This window comes from Yoonia sp. 67-2 (assembly GCF_035117555.1).
In the GTDB taxonomy this organism is placed as follows: Bacteria; Pseudomonadota; Alphaproteobacteria; order Rhodobacterales; family Rhodobacteraceae; genus Yoonia.
Genome location: NZ_JAYKPK010000001.1, coordinates 1 through 21,103, shown reverse-complemented (window position 1 = coordinate 21,103; position 21,103 = coordinate 1). Strand labels below are relative to the sequence as shown.

The following is a 21,103-nucleotide window of genomic DNA, read 5'->3' as shown; positions in this document are numbered from 1 at the left end:
CAGTCCCATGTTTGCAGATCTGATCCGGCGCATGACCGCCCCCGCCCCACAAACCCTGCCTGACCCTGATGCGCGTCTGGCGCTGGGTGCTTTACTTGTGCGCATCGCGCGCACTGACGGGCATTATGATCCGGCAGAACAATCCACCATCGATCAGGCGCTGATCGCCCGCTATGGCCTGACCGCAGCCGAGGCCACAGCCCTGCGCCTTGATTGCGAAGTGCTGGAATCCGAAGCTCCCGATACTGTCCGTTTTACCCGCGCGATCAAGGATGCGGTCGATTACGACAACCGCCTTGGCGTGATCGAGGCGTTGTGGCGCGTCGCCATGGCCGATGGTGTCCGTGACGATGCCGAGGACAGCATGATGCGGATGACCGCATCGCTGCTGGGCGTCTCCGATCAGGACAGCCATGCCGCACGTCTGCGCGTCAGTGTAGGCCGGTCCTGACAGGCCGACAGCTTTGGATTGCTTGCTGCCTGTTCCGCAGGCAGTTGCGGATTGACACAGCGTCATCTGTCACCAAAGCGTTGCAAACCGCGCGAAAACCGGGCCTAATCAGCAGCGGAACAAGAAAAGAAGTCAAAACGTGTCCAGCACTACACCTGTGATTGAAATCCGCGACCTGCATAAATCTTACGGCGCGCTTGAGGTTCTCAAAGGTGTGGATATCACCGCGCCCGCCGGTCATGTCGTATCCTTGATCGGATCATCGGGTTCGGGCAAATCAACCCTGCTGCGCTGTGCAAATCTGCTCGAAGACAGCCAGCAAGGCGATGTTCTGTTCTGTGGTGAGGCGGTGACCTGGAAAGGCGCGGGCCTGAACCGCCGCCCCGGCGATCACGCGCAGATGATCCGCATCCGCACGAATCTGTCGATGGTGTTCCAGCAATTCAACCTCTGGGCGCATATGACGATTCTGCAAAATGTGATGGAAGCGCCGGTGACGGTGCTGAAACGACCCAAGGCAGAGGTCGAGGCATCAGCCCGCGCCTATCTGGACAAGGTCGGCATCGGCGATAAATGCGATGCTTATCCGGCGCAATTATCCGGGGGCCAGCAACAACGTGCCGCTATCGCGCGGGCGCTTTGTATGGAACCCAAGGCGCTGTTGTTTGACGAACCGACCAGCGCGCTTGACCCTGAACTGGAACAGGAAGTGATCCGCGTGATCAAGGATCTGGCCGCCGAAGGCCGCACCATGATCATCGTCACCCATGATATGCGCCTTGCCGCAGATGTCAGCGACCATGTCGTGTTTCTGCATCAAGGGGTCATCGAAGAACAAGGCCCGCCGGATATCCTATTCGGCAGCCCAAAAACCGACCGTCTGCGCGGATTTCTGTCCGCGACAGCCGCATAACCATCTAACAGGAGAGAAAAGATGAACAAACTGATCGTGACAAGTGTCACCGCCGCCCTTCTGGGCAGCGCCGCCATGGCCCAGGACGTGATCCGTCTGGGGACCGAAGGTGCCTACCCTCCGTACAACTTCATCAACGACGCCGGTGAAGTCGACGGGTTCGAACGCGCGCTTGGTGATGAGCTCTGCCTGCGCGCCGAACTGAACTGCACCTGGGTCGTCACCGACTGGGACAGCATCATTCCAAACCTCGTGTCCGGCAATTACGACGCAATCATCGCGGGCATGTCGATTACGGATGAACGCAAAGAGGTCATCGATTTCACCGACCCCTATACACAGCCTGATCCATCTGCCTTCCTCGCACTTGGTGAAGTTGATCTGGAAAATGCCCTGATCGCGGCACAGACCGGCACTATTCAAGCCAGCTATGTAACCTCGATGGAAGGTGCGACCTTGCTGGAATTCGCCACCCCTGACGAGTCCGTCTCTGCCTTGCGCAGCGGTGAGGTCGACGCCGTTCTGGCCGATAAGGCTTTCCTTGAACCAATCGCGGAATCCGACGCAGAGGTGTCCTTTGTGGGCGAAGACGTTCTGCTCGGTGGCGGCATCGGTCTGGGCATACGTCAGTCGGATACCGAATTGCGCGACACATTCAGCGCCGCGATCCAGTCGATGAAGGATGACGGCACGTTGAACGAATTGATCACCGAATGGCTTCCCGGTTCGGCAACGTTCTGAACACCGAGCGCCCCGGCCACTGCGCCGGGGCCTCACCCACCCATTCCTGACACGCGGGTTACGCCATATTCAGCTTTTGCACAGATCCTGCGACCCTTGACGGTCTGCAATGGTTTGCCTGTTACCTGACAACCGGCAAGCATATGGAGATTTATACCGCCGTCTTTACCGTGCTTTTGCTACTGGCACTGACCGCGCCTTTGGCGCTGGCCTTCGGTTTTGCCGGGGCGGCGGCGGCGCGGGCCGCTTTTGCGCCATTCCGCTGGTTTGGCAAAACCTATATCGCGGTGGTGCGCGGCGTGCCCGATATCGCGTTTTTCCTGTTCTTCGTGATCGCACTGGATCAGGCAATTGAATATATCCGCCACCGGCTCAAATGCCCCGATTGGGAAGGCCCGATCTGGCAAGGCAGTGATTTCGTTGTCTGTGACATCGCCAAAATGCCTTTGAGCAATGCGCCGCAGTCAGTCCACGACACCTATGCCTTTTTGATCGCGACGCTGACCTTTGCCATCGTCTTTGGCGCTTTTGCCGCCAACGTCCTGTTCGGGGCGATGCGCGCGGTGCCGCGCGGCCAATTAGAAACAGCCGAGGCTTATGGCATGAGCCAGCGCCAGACCTTCTGGCGCGTGCTGGTGCCGCAGATGTGGGTTTTTGCCCTGCCCGGCCTGTCGAACCTGTGGATGGTGCTTATCAAGGCGACACCATTGCTGTTCTTGCTCGGCATTCAGGATATTGTCTATTGGGCGCGTGAATTAGGTGGCGCAAAACAGCCGCGTTTCACCGATTACCCGCATCCTGACTGGCGGATGTGGTACTTCCTTGCCCTGCTGGTTTTCTATCTTTGCTTTACCAAAGTGTCGGAGGTTGTGCTGGACCGGATCATGGCCCGCCTGACCTATGGCCAAGCCACCGCCGCCGGTGAAGCGCAACGCAAGGCGCAGATATGAGCTGTTGGGAAACCATCCTCGACTACGGTCTGCGCAGTCAGGGCATCGGCGAACGCCTGCTGCCGCAGCGCGATTTCACGTTGTGTCAGCAATTCACCCTGATCGGCTCGGGGATGATCTGGAACATCTATTTCGGGCTTTTTGCGCTGTGCAGCGGGTTTTTCCTTGCCACCGCGGTTGCCCTTGGCAAAGCGGCACAGAACCGTGTGATCTGCAAAGCCTCGGAATGGTTCATCTTCATCTTCCGCGGCTCGCCCCTCTTCATCCAGTTCTTCTTTGCCTATTTCCTGTTTCTCAGCCTCAAGAATGTCTCGCCTTTCTTTGACCCGTTCACCTCTGCATGGTTGGGCGCGCTGGTGGTATTGTTCTTGAACACCGCCGCCTATTCGGGCGAGATTTTCCATGGCGCGCTGCAATCCATCCCAAAAGGCGATCTGGACGCCGCCGATGCTTACGGCCTGTCCGGCTGGGCGCGGTTCCGGCGGATCACCTGGCCCACGATGCTGCGTCTTGCCTGGCCCGCCTATACGAATGAAGCGATCTTTCTGTTTCACGCCACCACCTTGGTGTTCTTTTCCGGCTTCCCGGCGATCCAGCAAAAGGGCGATGCGCTGTATTACGCCCGCTATTTTGCCGATAAGACCTTCAACCCGTTCATCCCCTATCCGATCCTCGCGGGCTATTTCATTCTGCTGACGCTTGTGATTATTGCCATATTCGGGCTGGTCAATAATCGGTTGAACCGCCATCTTCCGCAAAACGTCCGCGCAAAGCTGCGTTTCAAACCACAGGTAATCAGATGAGTTGGATCGACGATCGTCCCGAAGTGCGCAATGTACGTTGTGGTGCCGCTGACCTGAACGGTCAGGCACGGGGCAAGCGCGTGCCGCGCAAATTCGCCGCCAAGCTGGAAGAAGAAGGCACAAGGTTCCCGTTCTCGATCCTCAACCTCGATATCTGGGGCGAAGATGTCGAAGACAGCCCGCTGGTGTTCGAAGCAGGCGATCCCGACGGTCTGCTGATGCCCACCGAACGTGGTTATGTCCCGATGCCCTGGCTGTCCAGCCCATCCGCCCTGCTGCCGATGTGGATGTTTCACGAAGACGGCACCCCCTTCGCCGGTGATCCGCGTCAGGCGCTGGCCCGCGTCGTCGAACGGTTCGAGGCGCGCGGGCTGACACCTGTGGTCGCCACGGAAATGGAATTCTATCTGGTCGATGACAGCGGCGATGGCATCCGCCAACCCCGCTCGCCCCGGTCGGGCAAACGCCGCCCCGGTGCGGAAATCCTGTCTTTGCGCGCGCTTGACGCCTTTGATATGTTCTTCAACGATCTTTACGATGCCTGCGACGCGATGAATATCCCCGCCGAGGCGGCGATATCAGAGGTCGGCATGGGCCAGTTCGAAATCAACCTCGAACATGTCCCCGATGCGCTGAAAGCGGCGGATGATGCGTGGCTGTTCAAGATGCTGGTGCGCGGCCTTGCCCGCAACCACGGCATGGCCGCCAGTTTCATGGCCAAACCCTATGAGGAATATGCGGGCAGCGGTCTGCATACGCATTTTTCGGTTGTCGATGCCGAAGGCAACAATTTGATGGCCAATGACACATTTGAAGGCACGCGGATTTTGCACAATGCGATTGCCGGTTGCCTCAAAGGCATTCCCGACCTCGCGCTGATCTTCGCGCCGCATGGCAATTCCTATCAACGGCTGGTCCCCGAAAGCCATGCGCCAACAGGCGTTTGCTGGGCCTATGATAACCGCACCGCCTCGGTCCGGGTGCCGGGTGGCAGTTTCAAGGCGCGCCGTGTCGAACACCGCGTCGCGGGCGGCGATGTGAACCCCTATCTGTTCCTTGCCGCCGTGCTGGGATCGGCCCTGATCGGGATCGAGGATGATCTGACCCCACCAAAGCCGATTTCCGGCAATGCCTATGATCAGGATCTCGCGCAAATCCCCGACACTTGGGCCGCCGCGATTGATGCCTTCGAACACAGCCCCTTGGCGCGGCGGATTTTCGACGATCAACTGGTCGATAACTTCGTGATGACCAAGCGGCAGGAACTCCACTATTTCGCCGAACTGTCCGAAGAACAGCAGCTGGAACTTTACCTCGACACTGTCTGACGCTGTCTGCTTGCAGCCACATCAATGGCGGGTTAGCTTGGCGGCGAAACCCAACATATGGTGAAATGATGAAAATCGGCATCCTGCAAACAGGGCACGCGCCGGACGAATTGCGCCCGACCACTGGTGATTTCGCAGACCTGTTCCAACGGCTTCTAAGCGGCAATGGCTTTGACTTTATCGTCTATAATGTCGTGGACATGGAATTCCCGCAGGCGGTCAGCGATTGCGACGGCTGGCTGATCACCGGGTCCAAACATGGCGCCTATGAAGACCATCCCTTCATCCCCCCGCTTGAGGCGCTGATCCGCGACATCTATGCCGCTGATATCCCCTTGGTGGGTGTGTGTTTCGGCCATCAGATCACCGCGCAGGCGCTGGGTGGCAAGGTCGAAAAATTCGCGGGCGGCTGGGCTGTCGGGCGGCAGGAATATGACATCAACGGCACCGCATACGCCCTGAACGCCTGGCATCAGGATCAGGTGGTCACCCGCCCCGATGATGCGACTGTCGTAGGCAGCAATAATTTCTGCACCAATGCCGCGCTGGTCTATGGCAACCGGATTTTCACCGTGCAGCCGCATCCTGAATTCGACACGCCGGTCATTGACGGGCTGCTGAAATATCGCGGCCCCGGCAATGTGCCCGATGCGCAGCTGGAACAGGTGCGTGACGATCTGGACAAACCGGTGGATAGCCCCCGCCTTGCCGCGCAGATCGCGCGGTTCTTCAAGGAAAGAACACTCGCATGAGCTGGACCACAAAAATCCCCGCCGCCGCCGCCGCCTATCTGGAGGCAAACCGTCTGGACGAGGTCGAATGCGTCATTGCCGACCTGCCCGGCATCGCGCGCGGTAAGGCCGTGCCAGCGGGCAAATGGGAAAAGCAAAGCCATTTCCACCTGCCCAATTCGATCTTCTTCCAGACCATCACCGGCGAATGGGGTGAAGCTTCCGGCCCGGACGGTTTCCTTGAACCCGATATGATCCTGAAACCAGACCTTTCGACCGCGACTGCCGCGCCGTGGGCCGCCGATGGCACATTGCAGGTGATCCATGACGCCTATGACCAGAAAGGCAATCCTGTCGCCTTTTCCCCCCGCAACGTGCTGCGTCGGGTGGTCGACCTCTATAAAGCCGAAGGCTGGACGCCGGTTGTCGCCCCCGAAATGGAATTCTATCTGGTGGGCCGCAACATCGACCCTGCCAAGGCGATTGAACCAATGATGGGCCGCACCGGACGCCCCGCCGCCGGACGGCAGGCCTATTCGATGTCGGCGGTGGATGATTACGGCCCGGTCATCGACGATATCTATGAATTTGCCGAAATTCAGGGGTTTGAAATCGACGGCATCGCGCAGGAAGGCGGCGCAGGCCAGTTGGAAATCAACCTGCGCCACGGCAACCCGATCAAACTCGCCGATGAAGTCTTCTTCTTCAAACGCCTGATCCGCGAAGCGGCCTTGAAGCATAATTGCTTCGCCACTTTCATGGCCAAGCCGATCGAGGGCGAACCGGGTTCCGCCATGCATGTCCACCATTCGGTGCTGGACAGCAAAGGCCGCAATATGTTCACCGGGCCGGGCGGCGGCGAAACCGATGCGTTTTTCCACTTCATCGGCGGCTTGCAGAAACATATGCCCAGCGCCATCGCCGTGATCGCGCCCTATGTGAACAGCTATCGTCGCTATGTGCCGGATTCGGCCGCCCCCGTGAACCTTGAATGGGGCCGCGACAACCGCACAACCGGCATTCGCATTCCCATCTCTGACCCCGACGCGCGGCGGATCGAAAACCGTCTGCCGGGGATGGATTGCAATCCGTACCTGTGCATCGCCGCTTCGCTTGCCTGCGGGTATCTGGGGCTGAAGAATGAACTGCGCCCCGAAAAACGCTGGGTCGGTGAAGCTTACGATTCCGAATCCGAAATCGCGGGGTCATTGTCCGACGCGCTGGACCTCTTCGACGAGGCGAAAGAATTGCGTGAGGTTTTAGGCGAAGATTTCGCGCGGGTCTATTCCATCGTCAAACGGCTGGAATACAAGGAATTCCTGCAGGTCATCAGCCCATGGGAACGCGAACATTTGTTGTTGAACGTATGAACCCGCTGTATCGCAACGACCGCGCCGGTGAAATGCCGCCCAGCTGGTATGCCGCGAGCTGCGACCTGCCGCCCCTGCGCCCGGCCCTGACGGGTGATATCACCGCCGATGTCTGCGTGATCGGCGCGGGCTATACCGGCCTGTCGGCGGCATGGCATCTGGCGCAAAAGGGCCTTAGCGTTGTGGTGCTGGATGCGCATCGCGCGGGGTTCGGCGCGTCGGGGCGCAATGGCGGTCAGGTCGGGTCAGGCTATAACGCCAGCCAGCAAAGTCTGGCGCGCAAGCTGGGCAAGGATCAGGCGACCGCGCTTTGGGTTCTGGCAGAAGAGGCCAAAGAGGATGTCCGCCAAACCTGCGCCACTCATATCCCCGAGGCGCGCTATCGCCCCGGCGTGGCGCATGGCTTCTATTCCGCCGGTGAAGCGCGCGACTATTACGTCGATGCCGATTATCTGGCGCAGCATTATGGCTATGACCAGATTGAAAAGCTCGCCCCCGAGGAAATGCGCGATCTGGTCAAATCACCGCTCTATCAGGGCGGCCTGCTCGATATGGGTGCGGGGCATATCCACCCATTACGCTATGCGCTTGGCCTCGCGCGGCTGGCCGAAGCAGCGGGCGCACAGCTATATGATCTGTCCGAAGTGACCGATATCACCATGGGCGATCCCGCGACAATCCGCACCGCCAAGGGGCAGGTCAAAGCGCGCCATGTGATCATGGCGGGCAATGGTTATCTGTCCGACATCAACCGCAAGGTCGCGGCCAAGGTCATGCCGATCAACAGCTTCATCTGCGCGACGGAGCCATTGGGAGATCGCGCGCACGACGTGCTGGCGCGCGATATCGCGGTGGCCGACAGCAAATTCGTGGTGAACTACTACCGTCTGTCCGAAGATAACCGTTTCCTGTTCGGCGGGCGTGAAAGCTATTCCATCGGCTACCCCCGCGATATCAGCACCGCGTTGATCCAGCGGATGACCAATTTGTTCCCGCAGTTGAAAGGCGTGAAGGTGGATTATGTCTGGGGCGGCACGCTTGGCATCACCATGACCCGCCTGCCCGCGATCCAGCGTGTTGCACCCAATGTGCTGTCAGGTGCCGGATTTTCCGGCCATGGCGTCGCCCTGTCAGGCCTCGCAGGCAAAGTGATGGCAGAGGCTGTGGCGGGTCAAGCCGGTCGTTTCGACACGCTCGCCGGATTGAAAGTGCCCAATTTCCCCGGTGGTCCCGCCTTGCGCGCGCCACTGCTGACGCTGGCAATGACATGGTATGCCCTGCGCGACCGGCTGGGGATCTGACGCCTATTTATTCAGTTTCGCCAGCTTGTCCTGCAAAGCGGCCAATTCGCTTTTGATCTCGCGCAATTCATCGCCGTCCTTGGCAGGGCCGGAACTGGCACCGACCAGACCACCCGTCATCGCCTTGAAAAACGCCGCCTGCTGCGCGCGCATCGCGTCAAAGCCGGGCATCGCGGTCATCGGGCTGGCCTTGGTCATGTTTTCCATCGCTTTGGACTGACCATCGCGCAGCATCTCGAAACTGGCTTGCAGAAATTGCGGCACCACCGAAGCGGCCTGTGTGGTATAGCTGCGCACCAGATCGGTCAGCACGTCGACGGGCAGAACGCTTTCGCCGCGGCTTTCGTGTTCGGCGATGATTTGCAGCAGATATTGCCGGGTCAGGTCATCGCCGGATTTCAGATCGACGATCTGCACCTCGCGGCCTTCGCGGATGAACAGCGCGATATCCTCCAGCGTCACGTAATCACTGGTTTCCGTATTATACAGACGGCGGCTTGCATATCGCTTGATCAGTAGTGGTTTGTTGGTGTCAGCCAAAACGCGCCCTCCCCGGGGAATGTTGCACTGCGGCAAGCCTAGGACGCGTCTGCCGAAAAGGAAAGCACTACCTCAAACGAAAAAACGGCCCGCGTGACGCGAGCCGTTTCTGAAACAATCCCCGGACGAAATCCGGGTTATGTCGATCAACCTTACTTGGCGGCTGTTGCTTTTTTCGCAGCAGCAGTCACTTCATTGGTGGCTTTTTTGGCAGCGGCGGACATTTCTTCGGACATATCTTTGCCAGCAGCCAGAACCAGTTCCATGGTCTGTGTCTGCACTTTTTTCGCGATCTCAGCGAAAGCAGCCATATGCTCGGCTGCGGATTCGGACGCTGCGGTTGCAAAGTCGGTCATCGCTTTCGCGTAATCAGCAGGCTCTGTCTTGGCGGTGGTGATCGCCTGCATTTTGGTCAGCGTGTCCTGCGCCCATTTCGCCGACAATTCGGTCGATTTGGTCGCTGCGTCGATGGCAACGCTGGACATTTTTTCTGCCAGAGCAGTCTGGTTCTTGAAGCTGTCTTCCATCGACTTTGTGTCAACTGGGAATGAACCCATCATGTCTTTGAAGACGGCGGTGAAATCTTGGGTCTTAGCCATTGGAGTAATCCTTTGTGTTTGCGGATCAACATCCGCTGTTTTCGTCTGACACCAATATGAATGCTGCACTGCAGCATTTCAAGTCTTTTTTCTGCACCGCAGCATGAATTTTTTGTAAACCCCAGATTGTGCTGTCATATGGCTTACTTAGCGGCAACATAGGTGCCAGGTGCTGGGGCAAGGACAGGATGATCCGCATCACCGGCTGTGCGCGCAGGCACTGATTTGCCCGATTTCGGCGCCAGCCACGCATCCCAGCGCGGCCACCATGACCCCTCCTGCCGCGTTGCCGATTCGCGCCAGTCGTTGACAGATAGACCCAGTTCGGGGTTCAGATAGTGTCCATATTTGTTTTTGCTGGGCGGATTGATGATCCCCGCGATATGGCCGGATTCCGACAGGATGAAGGTTTTGTCCTTCGACCCCATCTTCTGAATTCCCGCATAGCTGCTTTTCCAGGCGGCGATGTGATCCGTCTCGCAGGCCACAGCACAGAGCGGCACGGTCACGTCTTTCAGTCGGACAGTGGTGCCGCAAATCTCGAACCCGTCACCATTGGCGAAACGGTCGTCCTGACACAGGCCCCGCAGATATTCGACTGCCATTTTCGCTGGCAAGTTGGTGCCGTCACCATTCCAATAGAGCAGGTCAAACGCCGGTGGCGCCTTGCCCATCATATAGCTTTTGATCGCGGGTCCATAGATCAGATCGTTGGAGCGCAGGAACGAAAACGTCCGCGACATGAAAAAGGAATCGAGGATGCCATTCTCGGCCACTTCCGCCTCGATCCCGTCGATGAAATCATCGTTCAGGAACACCCCCACCTCGCCCCTGTCGGAAAAATCCGTCAGCGTGGTAAAGAAGGTCGCAGCATTCACCGATGTATCCTTGCGCTGCTTCATCAGCGCCAAAGTCAGCGACAGGGTCGTGCCCGCGATGCAATAGCCCACCGCATTGATCTTTTTCACGCCACAGATCTTTTTGACCTCGGACATCGCGGTCAGATAGCCATCCTCGATGTAATCCGACATCGACGTATCGGCATAGGATGCATCCGGGTTCACCCAGGACACGACGAAAACGGTGTAACCTTGATCGACCGCCCATTTGATCAGGCTGTTTTGTGGTTTCAGATCAAGGATATAGAATTTGTTGATCCATGGCGGAAAGATCAGCAGCGGGATTTCATGCACCTCATCCGTGCTGGGCGCATATTGGATCAGTTCGAACAGATGGTTGCGAAACACCACCGAACCCGGCGTCGTGGCCAGATTTTCACCCAGTTTGAACGCCTTCTTATCCGCCAATGTCACCACCAGATCGCCGCCATTGGCCTCCAGATCGGCAATCATGTTTTCCAGACCGGCGACAAGGCTTTCGCCTTCCGTCTCTGCGGCCAGGGCCAGCGCCTCGGGATTTGTCGGCAGGAAATTGGTCGGGCTGATCATATCGACCAATTGCTGGCTGAAATAGCGCAGGCGCTTTTTCTCACCCTCATCCAGCGTGTCGATATCCTCCACCGCCTGCTGCACGGCAGCGGCATTCAACAGATATTGCTGCTTGATGAAATTGAAATAGGGATTGGTATCCCATAATTCATGCGCAAACCGGCGATCCTTGGGCGTCTCGTCGCTCGGCGGGGTCAGCTTGCCCTGCGCCAGCAGATGCTGCGCTTCGACGTAATGTTTCACCGATTTGCCCCAGAACGCCAGCTGATGTTCGATCAGCTTGGCCGGGTTCTGCATCATCTCATTCATATAGGCGCTGGCCGCTTTGACATAAAGCTCCTGACTAGGCCCCTGCAAGGCGGCGGGGACTTTGCGGGACTGGCCCATGACTTTCAACAAACGCTGTGTCAGTTCCTCGACCCGCGCGAGGTTGGCTTCCAGCTTTGCAACACCTTCGCCCGTTTCTTTTACGGAGTCTAAATCGTTGGTTGTCATGGTCCCTCACCTATGCCTATGCTGCGAGTGCAGCATTTTGCGTAACCCGTCGGAGTATTGGTATGAAGTATATGATGACCTATGACCTGATGGAAAGCATGCGTAACACCAATCAGTGGCTTGGTGCCACGGCGCGAGCTTTTGCATCCTATCCGATGATGTCGCTGGCCGCGAACCCGGCGATGGATTGGCTGGGCGCATGGGGCGATGTGACGGAACGGACATTCGCCCGCATGGTCGTCAAACCTGACTGGAACCTGCCGCCGATCGCGGGCGACAAAGGCCGCGATTATCCTGTGGTCATTGAACGCATCCTCAAGCGCCCGTTCGGCGATTTGCTGCATTTCACCACACCGGGCCGCAAAGCCAGCAAACGCCGCGTTCTGCTGGTCGCGCCGATGTCGGGCCATTACGCGACCTTGCTGCGCAAGACAGTGATCAGCCTGTTGCCCGATGCCGATGTCTATATCACCGACTGGCACAATGCCCGCGACATCCCCGTCAGCGCAGGCAAGTTCGACGTCGATGATTACACGCTCTATCTGGTCGATTTCATGCGCGAACTCGGCTCTGACATCCATGTGATTGCGGTCTGCCAGCCCGTGCCTTTGGCGCTGGCCGCCACCGCCTATCTGGCGGAAGAAGACCCCAAGGCGCAGCCCCGCTCCTTGACCCTGATCGGCGGTCCTGTCGACCCCGATGCCAACCCGACCGAAGTCACCGATTTCGGCCGCTCTGTCACCATGGGCCAGCTGGAACAGACGATGATCCAGCGCGTCGGTTTCAAATATTCCGGCGTCGGTCGGCAGGTCTATCCCGGTCTGTTGCAGCTGTCGTCTTTCATCTCGATGAATATGGAAACCCACAGCAAGGCGTTTCAGGACCAGATCATCAAGACCGCCAAAGGCGAAGCCTCGGATTACGACAAGCATAACCTGTTTTATGATGAATATCTGGCGGTGATGGATATGACCGCCGAATTCTACCTGTCCACGGTCGAACGCATCTTCAAAGACCGCGATATCGCCCGCAATTGCTTTACCGTGAATGGCAAACCTGTCGATATGGGCAAGATCACCACCGTCGCCGTCAAGATCGTCGAGGGTGAGAAAGACGATATTTCCGCCCCCGGCCAATGTCTTGCCGCCCTTGATCTGCTGACCGGCCTGCCCGACAGCAAGAAATTCGCGCATCTTGAACCGGGTGCCGGACATTACGGGATCTTCGCGGGCGGCAGCTGGCGCAACAATATCCGGCCTTTGGTGCTGGAATTCATTGATGCGCATTCCGGCGATACCGCCAAAGCAGCAAACAAAAACGTCGCCGCCTAAGCGCGCGACATCTGCGGCGCTTTCATCCAGCGCCGCAGCGCATCGGATACTTGATCCGGCGCTTCCAGCGTCGGCAGGTAACCGGCCTCTTCGATGATTTCCAGCTTGGCATAGGGGATCATTTCGGCGGTGAATTCCTGCCGTTTCACCGGATATTGCCCGTCATGACGTCCGCCAATCACCAGCGCGGGCTGTTTGATCTGACGCAACGTCGCCTGCTGATCCTTACGCCGCTGCAACGCGCGCGACTGGCCGATATAGACCGCAGGCCCCAGCCCCTGCCCCATCTGCATCAATTGCCGCGTCAGCGCGACACGGTCGGTCGCCGGGGCCATCCAGCTTGATTTGATCTCATCCTGCAGCACCTCCTGCCAGCGTCCGCCGCTTTTGGCGGCAACGATATGGGTTTCCCGCTCAGCCGCCGCATCAGGCGTATCGGCCTGCGCAGAGGTCGCGATCAGCGCGATCCGCGTCACCCGGTCAGGCGCACGGCGCAAGACCTCCAGCGCGACCATGCCGCCCATGCCCATCCCTGCCAGCGCGAATTTGCTGGGCGCCCATGTCAGGATCTGCGAGGCGATTTCCTCCATCCGCTCGCCCTGCGTCGTCGGCGCGAACATCACCGCATGATCATTGCCCAAGGCGCGCATCTGCGGCGCAAAAATCTCTGCATCACAGAGCATCGGGGGCACAAGGACCAAAGTTTCACGCGGCATAAATCAGATGACCTGTTTCCTGGGCGCCTTTTGCGACGGCACCCCCTTTTGGCCGCTCTGCCCCCCTATCACAAGGGCCATCGGCACAAGCCCGCTTAAACCCGCCGGATGCGGCTTTCGACATCCGCGATTGAGGCCGCAATCAGGTCAAGACAGGTATCGTCGGAAAACCGGTGATCCGCGCCATCAACCAGCGTCAGCCGCATGTCCGGCCCCTGCGCATGATCCAGCAGGCGCAGCGCCACGGCCATATCCACATCGCGGTCCGCCGTCCCTTGCAAAAACCGCACCGGACACGGCAGGTGCAACGGATCGCGCAGCACCAGATGGCCGCGCCCATCCTCGATCAACCGCCGCGTGATGATATAGGGCTCACCATAATCCGACGGCAAGGCGATCTGGCCTTCGGTCATCAAGGCCTCACGCTGCGCCGCGCTTGCATTCGCCCACATACTGTCCTCGGTAAAATCAGGTGCTGCGGCAATCGTCACCAACCCCGCCACCCGTTCCGGCATGGCCCGCGCGATCAGCAAAGATATCCAGCCGCCCATACTCGACCCGACCAGAATGACCGGCCCCGCGATCAGGCCAAGCGCGGCCTTGGCATCCTCAAACCAATCCCCAATCGCGCCATCGGTGAATTCCCCGCCGCTTTCGCCATGGCCGGAATAATCGAACCGCAAAAACGCCGTCCCGCGTTTGCGCGCCCAGTCTTCCAGATAGACCGCCTTGGTCCCGCCCATATCAGATTTGAACCCGCCAAGGAACACGACCGCAGGCCCGGTCCCGTCGCTCAGATGATAGGCGATCCTGCGCCCTTCGGGGGTCATGAAGTCTTCAGTCATTTTGCACCTTTTCCAGCCCGGTGGCGAGCATGGCCGCACCAAAACACATCCCCCCAAAGAGACCAAGCACCAAGGGCACGCTGAACGCCGCGATCCCGGCAAACAGCGCACCGCCTGCGATCAGCACCAGCCCGACGATGGTATTGGACAGCGCGGTAAACGCCGTGCGCTGATCCTCATCGGCCATATCGACCAATTGCGTATTGCGTCCCTGCCGCACGCCATGATGCGCGATCATCAGGCCGAACAGCAGCGCAGGCAGCACCAAAGGCACCGCCGTCAACCCCACCAGATGCAGGGCGACCGTGGCCACCAACACCCCGCCCCCGCCGCAGCCCGCAAGGATCAGCACAAGGCGTGATGATACATCCGACAACCGCCCCCAGACAAAGGAGGACAAGAGCGACGCCAGCGCCGAGGCCAGCACCAAAGCGCCCAATTCCCCCAAGCCCCCGGCCGCGTCCAGCAACACCAGATAGGGCGGCGCAAGGGCTGTCCCGATCAGCAATGACCGCGTCAGGATGAACCGGCGCAATTGCGGCTCCGCGCGCAGCAACCCGAATGACGCGCGTTTCAGATCCATCTCCGCAGGTTCCGACGGTGTCTCATCCAGCCGGAAAAACACCAGACCCGACACCAGCCAGAACGCCGCCGCCAGAAAGATCGCCGCGATCACAATCACATAGCGATCACCGAACCCCGACATCAGCACCAGCGCGAACAGGATCACGCCCACCGCGCCGGTCGAACTCGCCAGCCCCATCGCCGTGCCGCGCCGGGAATTGCCCACGGTCTTGCCCAGGACATCCTTGTAACTCGCCGAACAGACCGACCGCGCCACCGCCAACAGCGCCAGCAGCGCGATGATCAGCCCGCCCGCAACGGCACCCTCCTGCGTCAACCCAACCAGCGCGATCCCCGCCGCCGCAGCACCCTGCACCAGCGCACCACCGGCCCAGAAATATTTGCGCAGTTTCGCGCGCGAAATCACCGGCGTGACCAGCAGTTGCGGCAGCAACGCCCCCGCCTCGCGCACCGGCACCAGCAGCCCGACCCAGAAGGCGCCCGCACCCAGTTGCGACAAAAGCCAGCTCAGCACCAGCTTGGGGTCAATCAACCCATCTGCCAGCTTGCTCGCCCCCAGCGACCAGATATGGCGCAGAAAATTGCCCGGCTCTGCCGCTTGCGCGGCATCGGGCAAATCAGGGTCAGGATCAGTTTTACGGGTAAGGGTATCGAAAATCTTCTGCGCGGCAGGCGTGGTCAATGGCTGGCTCCCGCCGGATCGGGATCAGGCGTCAAAGTGGCTATGAAAGGGACTTACCCCCCGACATAGACCGCTTTGCGCGGACGGTAAAAGATTTTCTGATCATGCAAGCGCCCCAGCAAAGCCTCGCCCGCGCGCTGATCATCCTCGATCACCCGGATCTGTTCCGCATGGGCCGGATTCCCATCCGTCAGCGCCAGCCGCATCCGCGACAATTCCCGGCCACGGGCGCGCAGCGCCTCCTCGATCAGGTCGATATCGGCGATGTTCAGGTCAAAGCTGCGGTTGTAACTGGGCATCGTGCATCCTCGCGCCATGGTTTCGTATCGGAAACTAAGGTCGGTTTTATCCTGCAACTGGTCGCAGTCAACGTATATCTGGGCATACAGGCGCAATCCTCTTGACGATAGGCCCCACTGGCGGCATCACACCGCCATCATAACCCGCAACCGGGCGTTCCGTGGGCGCCAAACCGACGAGGAGCTTGCCAATGGCACAGATTTCCCTGACATTTCCCGATGGCAACAGCCGCCAATATGAATCCGGGATCACCGCCGCTGATGTCGCCAGCGATATTTCCACATCCCTGCGCAAAAAGGCGATTTCCGCCACCGTCAACGGCGCGCATTGGGACCTGCAATGGCCCATCGACGCCGACGCGCAAATCGCCATCAACACGATGAAGGATGAAGGTCCCGCGCTGGAACTCGTCCGCCACGATCTGGCGCATATCATGGCCCGCGCGGTGCAGGAAATCTGGCCCGACACACAGGTCACTATCGGCCCCGTGATCAAGGATGGCTGGTATTACGATTTCGACCGCAAGGAACCCTTCACCCCCGAAGACCTCGGTCTGATCGAGAAAAAGATGAAGGAAATCATCAACAAACGCGATGATGTCCGCACCGAAATCTGGGACCGCGCCCGCGCCGTGCAATATTACACCGACCGGGGTGAGCCCTATAAGGTTGAATTGATCGAGGCGATCCCCGGTAACGAGCCCCTGCGCATGTATTGGCACGGCGACTGGCAGGACCTCTGCCGTGGTCCACATTTGCAGAACACTGGTCAGGTCCCTGCCGACGCCTTCAAACTGATGTCCATCGCCGGGGCCTATTGGCGCGGCGACAGCAGCCGCGCGATGCTGCAGCGCATCTACGGCACCGCCTTCACCAACAAGGAAGGGCTGAAAGAACACCTGCACCGTCTGGAAGAAGCCGCCAAACGCGACCACCGCAAATTGGGCCGCGAAATGAACCTGTTCCACATGCAGGAAGAGGCCCCCGGCCAGATCTTCTGGCACCCCAACGGCTGGACTATCTATACCGAATTGCAGGATTACATGCGCCGCCGCCAACGCGCGGGCGGCTATGTGGAGGTGAACACACCCCAGGTCGTGGACCGCAAGCTCTGGGAAGCCTCGGGTCACTGGGACAAATATCAGGAAAATATGTTCATCGTCGAAGTGGACGAAGAGCACGCCCGCGAAAAAGCGGTCAACGCCCTGAAACCGATGAACTGCCCCTGCCATGTGCAGATCTTCAATCAAGGCCTGAAATCCTACCGCGACCTGCCCCTGCGCATGGCCGAATTCGGCTCTTGCGCGCGCTACGAACCCTCGGGCGCGCTGCACGGCATCATGCGGGTGCGCGGGTTTACCCAAGATGACGGTCATATCTTCTGCCGCGAAGACCAGATCGAACCGGAAACAGCCCGCTTCATCGCCTTCCTGTCAAAAATCTATGCAGACCTCGGCTTCCACGACTGGACCATCAAACTCTCCACCCGCCCCGAACAGCGGATCGGCTCGGATGAGACATGGGATATGATGGAAAAAGCCCTCGGCGACGCCTGCCGCGCCGCAGGCTATGACTATGAACTGCTGGAAGGCGAAGGCGCGTTCTACGGCCCGAAACTGGAATTCACCCTGACCGATGCCATCGGGCGCAACTGGCAATGCGGCACCTTGCAGGTAGACGCGAACCTGCCCGAACGGCTGGACGCGGAATATGTCGGCATGGACGGCGAAAAACACCGCCCCGTCATGCTGCACCGCGCGACCTTGGGGTCATTCGAGCGGTTCATCGGGATTCTGATCGAGGAACATGCCGGCAAACTCCCCTTCTGGCTCGCCCCGCGTCAGGTCGTCGTCGCGACCATCGTATCCGACGCCGATGATTACGCGCATGAACTGGTCGCCGCGCTGACGGCGGCTGGCGTGCGGGCCGAAGCCGACACCCGCAACGAAAAGATCAACTACAAGGTCCGCGAACATTCCGTCGGCAAAGTGCCGGTGATTTTGGCGGTCGGCGCGCGCGAAGTCGAAGAACGCACCGCGACCGCACGGCAGTTGGGCGAAAACCAGACCCGCGTGGTGACGATGGACGAAATTGTGGCTGAACTCAAAACCCGCGCCACGCCGCCAGACCTGCTGTAACCTAGGAAAGGCGCGCTTTAAAAGTGCGCCTTTTCCTCATCCGGCTTGCCTGCGGCGATGGCAAGGATACCACCCAAGCCAGCAAAGCCAATCGGGAACATCGTGCCCACATTGAACCCGAATGCGGTGTAAAAGAACCCACACGCCAGCAGCATCAGGATACCGCCCCACAGCGCGCGGGTCTTGGCCATCGCTCCGCCCGCAATCGCCAGCAAGGGCGCGATAAAGCTCGCAAAGCGGATGAACCCGGGGTTTTCCAGCACGCCGAAAACCTCGCCCAATTCGGCATTGCGTTCGGATAATTCGGCAAACCCATAGCCGAACATCCCCACGACAATCCCGATCAGCCCGGCGATCAGGCCCAATACAGCGGCAGCATTACGCATCTTATATTCCTTCATTCATCGGGGTCAGATAGGCGCAACTGCCTCAACTGCCAAGGTATTTCGCCTGCACATCCGGTTTCCAGCCGATCGTCCAACCATCATCCGACGCAATCACTGGGCGTTTCATCAGCGTCGGATGCGCCGCCAGCAAAGCGGCCGTATCCTGCCCCCGCGCATCTTCCGACAATCCACGCCAAGTGGTCGATGCACGGTTGATCGCCTGATCACCGAATGCCTGCACAATCGCGGTGATATCATCCACGCTTAACCCATCGGCACGGACATCAATCACCTCTGGCGTGATGCCCTGCGCCTTCAACGCGGCCAGCGCCTTGCGGCAGGTATCGCAGCTTTTCAGCCCGAAAAAACGCATCTTCCATCCCCTTCGCTGCGACGTCCTGTCAATTGCCTTTTGGATAAAACACTTAACTCTAAGAATACAAGGCCAAGGGAAGACCGCCTGTCGCGGAGCCCAAGCGCTGGCGACAAAAGGAGAACAAGATCATGCCAAACGGCACAGTAAAATGGTTCAACACCACCAAAGGGTTCGGTTTCATCGCCCCCGATGACGGCGGCAACGATATTTTCGTGCACATTTCCGCCGTGGAACAATCCGGGCTGACCGGGCTTGCCGATAACCAAAAGGTCAGCTTCGACCTGATCGAAGGCCGCGATGGCCGCAAGATGGCCGGCAATCTGGCGAAAGCCGATTAACCCAGCCAGACCGCCTGCGCCTCCGCGCCCCAGCCCAGCGTCCAGCGGTTCCCGTCCGTAATCACCGGACGGGCCATCAGCGCGGGCTGCGCCTCCAACTGCGCTTCCGCCTCCGATTCCCGCAGCCAGGCATTGAGGTTGCGATAGGTCTGCGATTTGCGGTCAATAAGGTTGTCGCCAAATTCCGCAATCAGCGGCGCCCATTCTGCGGCACTCAATGGATCAGCGCGGATATCACGAAAGGTCACCCCCTGATCCGCAAGCGCCTTCAGCGCCGCTTTGCAATCCGAACAGGTCGGCAGGCCATAGAGGATCATAGAGCAACGTCCTTGCGATTAACCGGATCTTCATCCTGTCGCGCGATATTGCGCTATGCCCCGTTATCACCGCCCCCAGCGCCCCGGCGCAACCATATTCTTTACCGTCAATCTGGCGGACCGTTCTTGTGTCTTGCTTGTGCGCGAGGTGGCCGCGCTGCGGCTTGCGGTGATGCAAACCCGGGCCGAGCGCCCGTTTACCGTCAACGCCTGGGTCGTGTTGCCCGATCACATGCATTGCATCTGGACCCTGCCGGACGGCGATTCCGATTACTCCACCCGCATGGGCGCCATCAAAGGCCGCTTTTCCCGCGCTGTCCGTAGGTCGGGGTTCACCCCGACACCCCACCCTTACAACCCCCACGGCGTCGTCGCTGGGCGCATCCGGGTCGGGGAAAACCCCGACCCACGCGCCGAAGCACCGATCTGGCAAAAACGTTTCTGGGAACATCACATCCGCGACGACAGGGATTTCGCCGCCCATATGGACTACTGCCGGATCAACCCGGTGAAACACGGCCTTGTCGATGATCCTGCGGATTGGCCCTACACGTCATTCCGGGACCGGGGCGGTGCGCAATGAAAACCTTCCCCGCGGGGAAGGTCACAATTTCCGCAACGTCGGGTGCGCATCCTGCGCACCACAATCCACCAAACCTTCCCCGCGGGGAAGATCGCCGTAGGGCGGGGTTCACCCCGCCGCCCCCCGCACTCAATCACCCGTCGTATTTAGAAAGCTCCCGGTGTGTCGGGGAAAACCCCGACCTACAGAGTCCGGCATACCACCTTCCCCGCGGGGAAGATGAACCCGTAGGGCGGGGTTCACCCCGCCAGTGCCACGATAGGCGCAATCAGTAGTGAAAATGTTGCGGAAGGGCGGGAAGAACACCGACCTCCAGATCAGGCGCAAACATCTACCTTAACTTCACCGGTGGTGTAACCTTTACACTCCGGAACATGGTCTCAATTTCAGGCTCAAACTTCATGCTTTTCAAGTCGTGAATAAACTTCAGCCCAACCCCATTTGGGCAGTTGCGTTCATCTCCGGCAAATCTAGACGAAATTTCCAAAAAATATCTTGGCTCTGGAATTCCAAAATTTGAGTCAGTTAGGTTTGCACACTGATAGACCGCGTGGGCAACAAAATCAGCAATCTCCAGCATATCATTCTCACCTTTTTTTAAAGTCGAAATTCCAAATGGATTTAAGCTCCTAAGGGATAGAGAGTGTGAGTAAACTGGCTTATCTCTCACTTTCACAAGAAATCGCCGCATAGCATCGTAGTCATGATTCATTTTCTCAAAATAAATATTTAGGTCTTTTTCGGATGTCAAATACGGCGCTAGGTCATGTTGACAAAAGACGCAGCCAGAGGCGGATCGAAACGATATCGATGAAGCCCAGAAAGCTTTCTGCTGTT

24 protein-coding genes are annotated in these 21,103 nt (G+C 58.9%); 13 read left to right on the top strand and 11 right to left on the bottom strand.

The window, feature by feature from the left end:
• Window positions 1-7 precede the first annotated feature (7 nt).
• The 9 genes from VOY09_RS00120 (at window position 8) to VOY09_RS00080 (ending at window position 8,588) form a co-directional block, all read left to right on the top strand.
• A complete protein-coding gene (locus VOY09_RS00120) occupies window positions 8-451 on the top strand; it encodes a TerB family tellurite resistance protein (RefSeq protein WP_322892921.1) in 444 nt (147 codons plus the stop codon).
• A 139-nt stretch (window positions 452-590) separates the two neighbouring features.
• Entirely contained in the window at window positions 591-1,364 is a 774-nt protein-coding gene (locus tag VOY09_RS00115) for an amino acid ABC transporter ATP-binding protein (RefSeq protein ID WP_322892922.1), read from the top strand.
• 21 nt (window positions 1,365-1,385) lie between these two features.
• Window positions 1,386-2,105: a transporter substrate-binding domain-containing protein gene (locus tag VOY09_RS00110; RefSeq protein WP_322892923.1), complete on the top strand. Its 720-nt coding sequence runs from the start codon at window positions 1,386-1,388 to the stop codon at window positions 2,103-2,105.
• 65 nt (window positions 2,106-2,170) lie between these two features.
• Window positions 2,171-3,055 carry an ABC transporter permease gene (locus tag VOY09_RS00105; RefSeq protein WP_322892963.1) on the top strand — a complete coding sequence of 295 codons (885 nt, stop codon included), beginning with the start codon at window positions 2,171-2,173 and terminating at the stop codon, window positions 3,053-3,055.
• Window positions 3,052-3,858, top strand: a complete 807-nt coding sequence (locus VOY09_RS00100) for an ABC transporter permease (protein ID WP_322892924.1) — start codon at window positions 3,052-3,054, stop codon at window positions 3,856-3,858. The genes VOY09_RS00105 and VOY09_RS00100 overlap by 4 nt, the downstream gene beginning before the upstream one ends.
• Complete coding sequence (locus VOY09_RS00095) at window positions 3,855-5,186, top strand: glutamine synthetase family protein (RefSeq protein ID WP_322892925.1); 1,332 nt, start codon at window positions 3,855-3,857, stop codon at window positions 5,184-5,186. Before VOY09_RS00100 ends, VOY09_RS00095 begins: the two co-directional genes overlap by 4 nt.
• Window positions 5,187-5,254: 68 nt before the next feature.
• Complete coding sequence (locus tag VOY09_RS00090) at window positions 5,255-5,938, top strand: type 1 glutamine amidotransferase (RefSeq protein ID WP_322892926.1); 684 nt, start codon at window positions 5,255-5,257, stop codon at window positions 5,936-5,938.
• Window positions 5,935-7,287, top strand: a complete 1,353-nt coding sequence (locus VOY09_RS00085; RefSeq protein WP_322892927.1) for a glutamine synthetase family protein — start codon at window positions 5,935-5,937, stop codon at window positions 7,285-7,287. The genes VOY09_RS00090 and VOY09_RS00085 overlap by 4 nt, the downstream gene beginning before the upstream one ends.
• Entirely contained in the window at window positions 7,284-8,588 is a 1,305-nt protein-coding gene (locus VOY09_RS00080; RefSeq protein ID WP_322892964.1) for an FAD-binding oxidoreductase, read from the top strand. Before VOY09_RS00085 ends, VOY09_RS00080 begins: the two co-directional genes overlap by 4 nt.
• Window positions 8,589-8,591: 3 nt before the next feature.
• Here VOY09_RS00080 and phaR read toward each other — a convergent pair whose 3' ends face one another.
• From phaR to VOY09_RS00065, 3 genes are all read right to left on the bottom strand, one after another.
• The gene (gene phaR, locus VOY09_RS00075; RefSeq protein ID WP_322892928.1) at window positions 8,592-9,128 is read right to left on the bottom strand and encodes a polyhydroxyalkanoate synthesis repressor PhaR; all 537 of its coding nucleotides are present in this window, start codon (window positions 9,126-9,128) and stop codon (window positions 8,592-8,594) included.
• A 152-nt stretch (window positions 9,129-9,280) separates the two neighbouring features.
• Window positions 9,281-9,727, bottom strand: coding sequence for a phasin family protein (locus VOY09_RS00070; RefSeq protein ID WP_322892929.1), 447 nt, complete (start codon window positions 9,725-9,727; stop codon window positions 9,281-9,283).
• Between the two features lie 143 nt (window positions 9,728-9,870).
• A complete protein-coding gene (locus VOY09_RS00065) occupies window positions 9,871-11,670 on the bottom strand; it encodes a class I poly(R)-hydroxyalkanoic acid synthase (protein ID WP_322892930.1) in 1,800 nt (599 codons plus the stop codon).
• 62 nt (window positions 11,671-11,732) lie between these two features.
• Here VOY09_RS00065 and phaZ point away from each other — a divergent pair, with 62 nt between their 5' ends.
• The gene (gene phaZ, locus VOY09_RS00060; RefSeq protein ID WP_322892931.1) at window positions 11,733-13,001 is read left to right on the top strand and encodes a polyhydroxyalkanoate depolymerase; all 1,269 of its coding nucleotides are present in this window, start codon (window positions 11,733-11,735) and stop codon (window positions 12,999-13,001) included.
• On the opposite strand, the gene VOY09_RS00055 is transcribed toward phaZ, so the two are convergent.
• The 4 genes from VOY09_RS00055 to VOY09_RS00040 form a co-directional block, all read right to left on the bottom strand.
• Window positions 12,998-13,717 (bottom strand): alpha/beta hydrolase, encoded by a 720-nt coding sequence (locus VOY09_RS00055; RefSeq protein ID WP_322892932.1) that lies wholly within the window; start codon window positions 13,715-13,717, stop codon window positions 12,998-13,000. The genes phaZ and VOY09_RS00055 overlap by 4 nt on opposite strands.
• Window positions 13,718-13,812: 95 nt before the next feature.
• Window positions 13,813-14,562: an alpha/beta hydrolase gene (locus VOY09_RS00050; RefSeq protein ID WP_322892933.1), complete on the bottom strand. Its 750-nt coding sequence runs from the start codon at window positions 14,560-14,562 to the stop codon at window positions 13,813-13,815.
• Window positions 14,555-15,829 carry an MFS transporter gene (locus VOY09_RS00045; protein ID WP_322892934.1) on the bottom strand — a complete coding sequence of 425 codons (1,275 nt, stop codon included), beginning with the start codon at window positions 15,827-15,829 and terminating at the stop codon, window positions 14,555-14,557. Before VOY09_RS00045 ends, VOY09_RS00050 begins: the two co-directional genes overlap by 8 nt.
• 53 nt (window positions 15,830-15,882) lie before the next feature.
• Window positions 15,883-16,128 carry a hypothetical protein gene (locus VOY09_RS00040; protein WP_322892935.1) on the bottom strand — a complete coding sequence of 82 codons (246 nt, stop codon included), beginning with the start codon at window positions 16,126-16,128 and terminating at the stop codon, window positions 15,883-15,885.
• 191 nt (window positions 16,129-16,319) lie between these two features.
• On the opposite strand from VOY09_RS00040, the gene thrS reads away from it, so the two are divergent.
• Window positions 16,320-18,266, top strand: coding sequence for a threonine--tRNA ligase (gene thrS / locus VOY09_RS00035; RefSeq protein WP_322892936.1), 1,947 nt, complete (start codon window positions 16,320-16,322; stop codon window positions 18,264-18,266).
• Window positions 18,267-18,283: 17 nt separating this feature from the next.
• Here thrS and VOY09_RS00030 read toward each other — a convergent pair whose 3' ends face one another.
• Both VOY09_RS00030 and VOY09_RS00025 read right to left on the bottom strand, forming a co-directional pair.
• Entirely contained in the window at window positions 18,284-18,652 is a 369-nt protein-coding gene (locus VOY09_RS00030; RefSeq protein WP_322892938.1) for a hypothetical protein, read from the bottom strand.
• Between the two features lie 43 nt (window positions 18,653-18,695).
• Window positions 18,696-19,025 carry an arsenate reductase family protein gene (locus tag VOY09_RS00025; RefSeq protein WP_322892939.1) on the bottom strand — a complete coding sequence of 110 codons (330 nt, stop codon included), beginning with the start codon at window positions 19,023-19,025 and terminating at the stop codon, window positions 18,696-18,698.
• 131 nt (window positions 19,026-19,156) lie between these two features.
• On the opposite strand from VOY09_RS00025, the gene VOY09_RS00020 reads away from it, so the two are divergent.
• Window positions 19,157-19,366 (top strand): cold-shock protein, encoded by a 210-nt coding sequence (locus tag VOY09_RS00020; RefSeq protein ID WP_322892940.1) that lies wholly within the window; start codon window positions 19,157-19,159, stop codon window positions 19,364-19,366.
• Here VOY09_RS00020 and VOY09_RS00015 read toward each other — a convergent pair.
• A complete protein-coding gene (locus VOY09_RS00015) occupies window positions 19,363-19,683 on the bottom strand; it encodes an arsenate reductase family protein (protein ID WP_322892941.1) in 321 nt (106 codons plus the stop codon). The two genes, VOY09_RS00020 and VOY09_RS00015, sit on opposite strands and share 4 nt — an antisense overlap.
• 55 nt (window positions 19,684-19,738) lie before the next feature.
• On the opposite strand from VOY09_RS00015, the gene VOY09_RS00010 reads away from it, so the two are divergent.
• On the top strand, window positions 19,739-20,266 hold the full coding sequence (locus tag VOY09_RS00010; RefSeq protein WP_322892942.1) for an REP-associated tyrosine transposase: 528 nt from the start codon (window positions 19,739-19,741) through the stop codon (window positions 20,264-20,266).
• 331 nt (window positions 20,267-20,597) lie between these two features.
• On the opposite strand, the gene VOY09_RS00005 is transcribed toward VOY09_RS00010, so the two are convergent.
• Window positions 20,598-21,103, bottom strand: a 506-nt coding sequence (locus VOY09_RS00005; RefSeq protein WP_322892943.1) for a hypothetical protein, incomplete at its 5' end; no start/stop codon positions are given.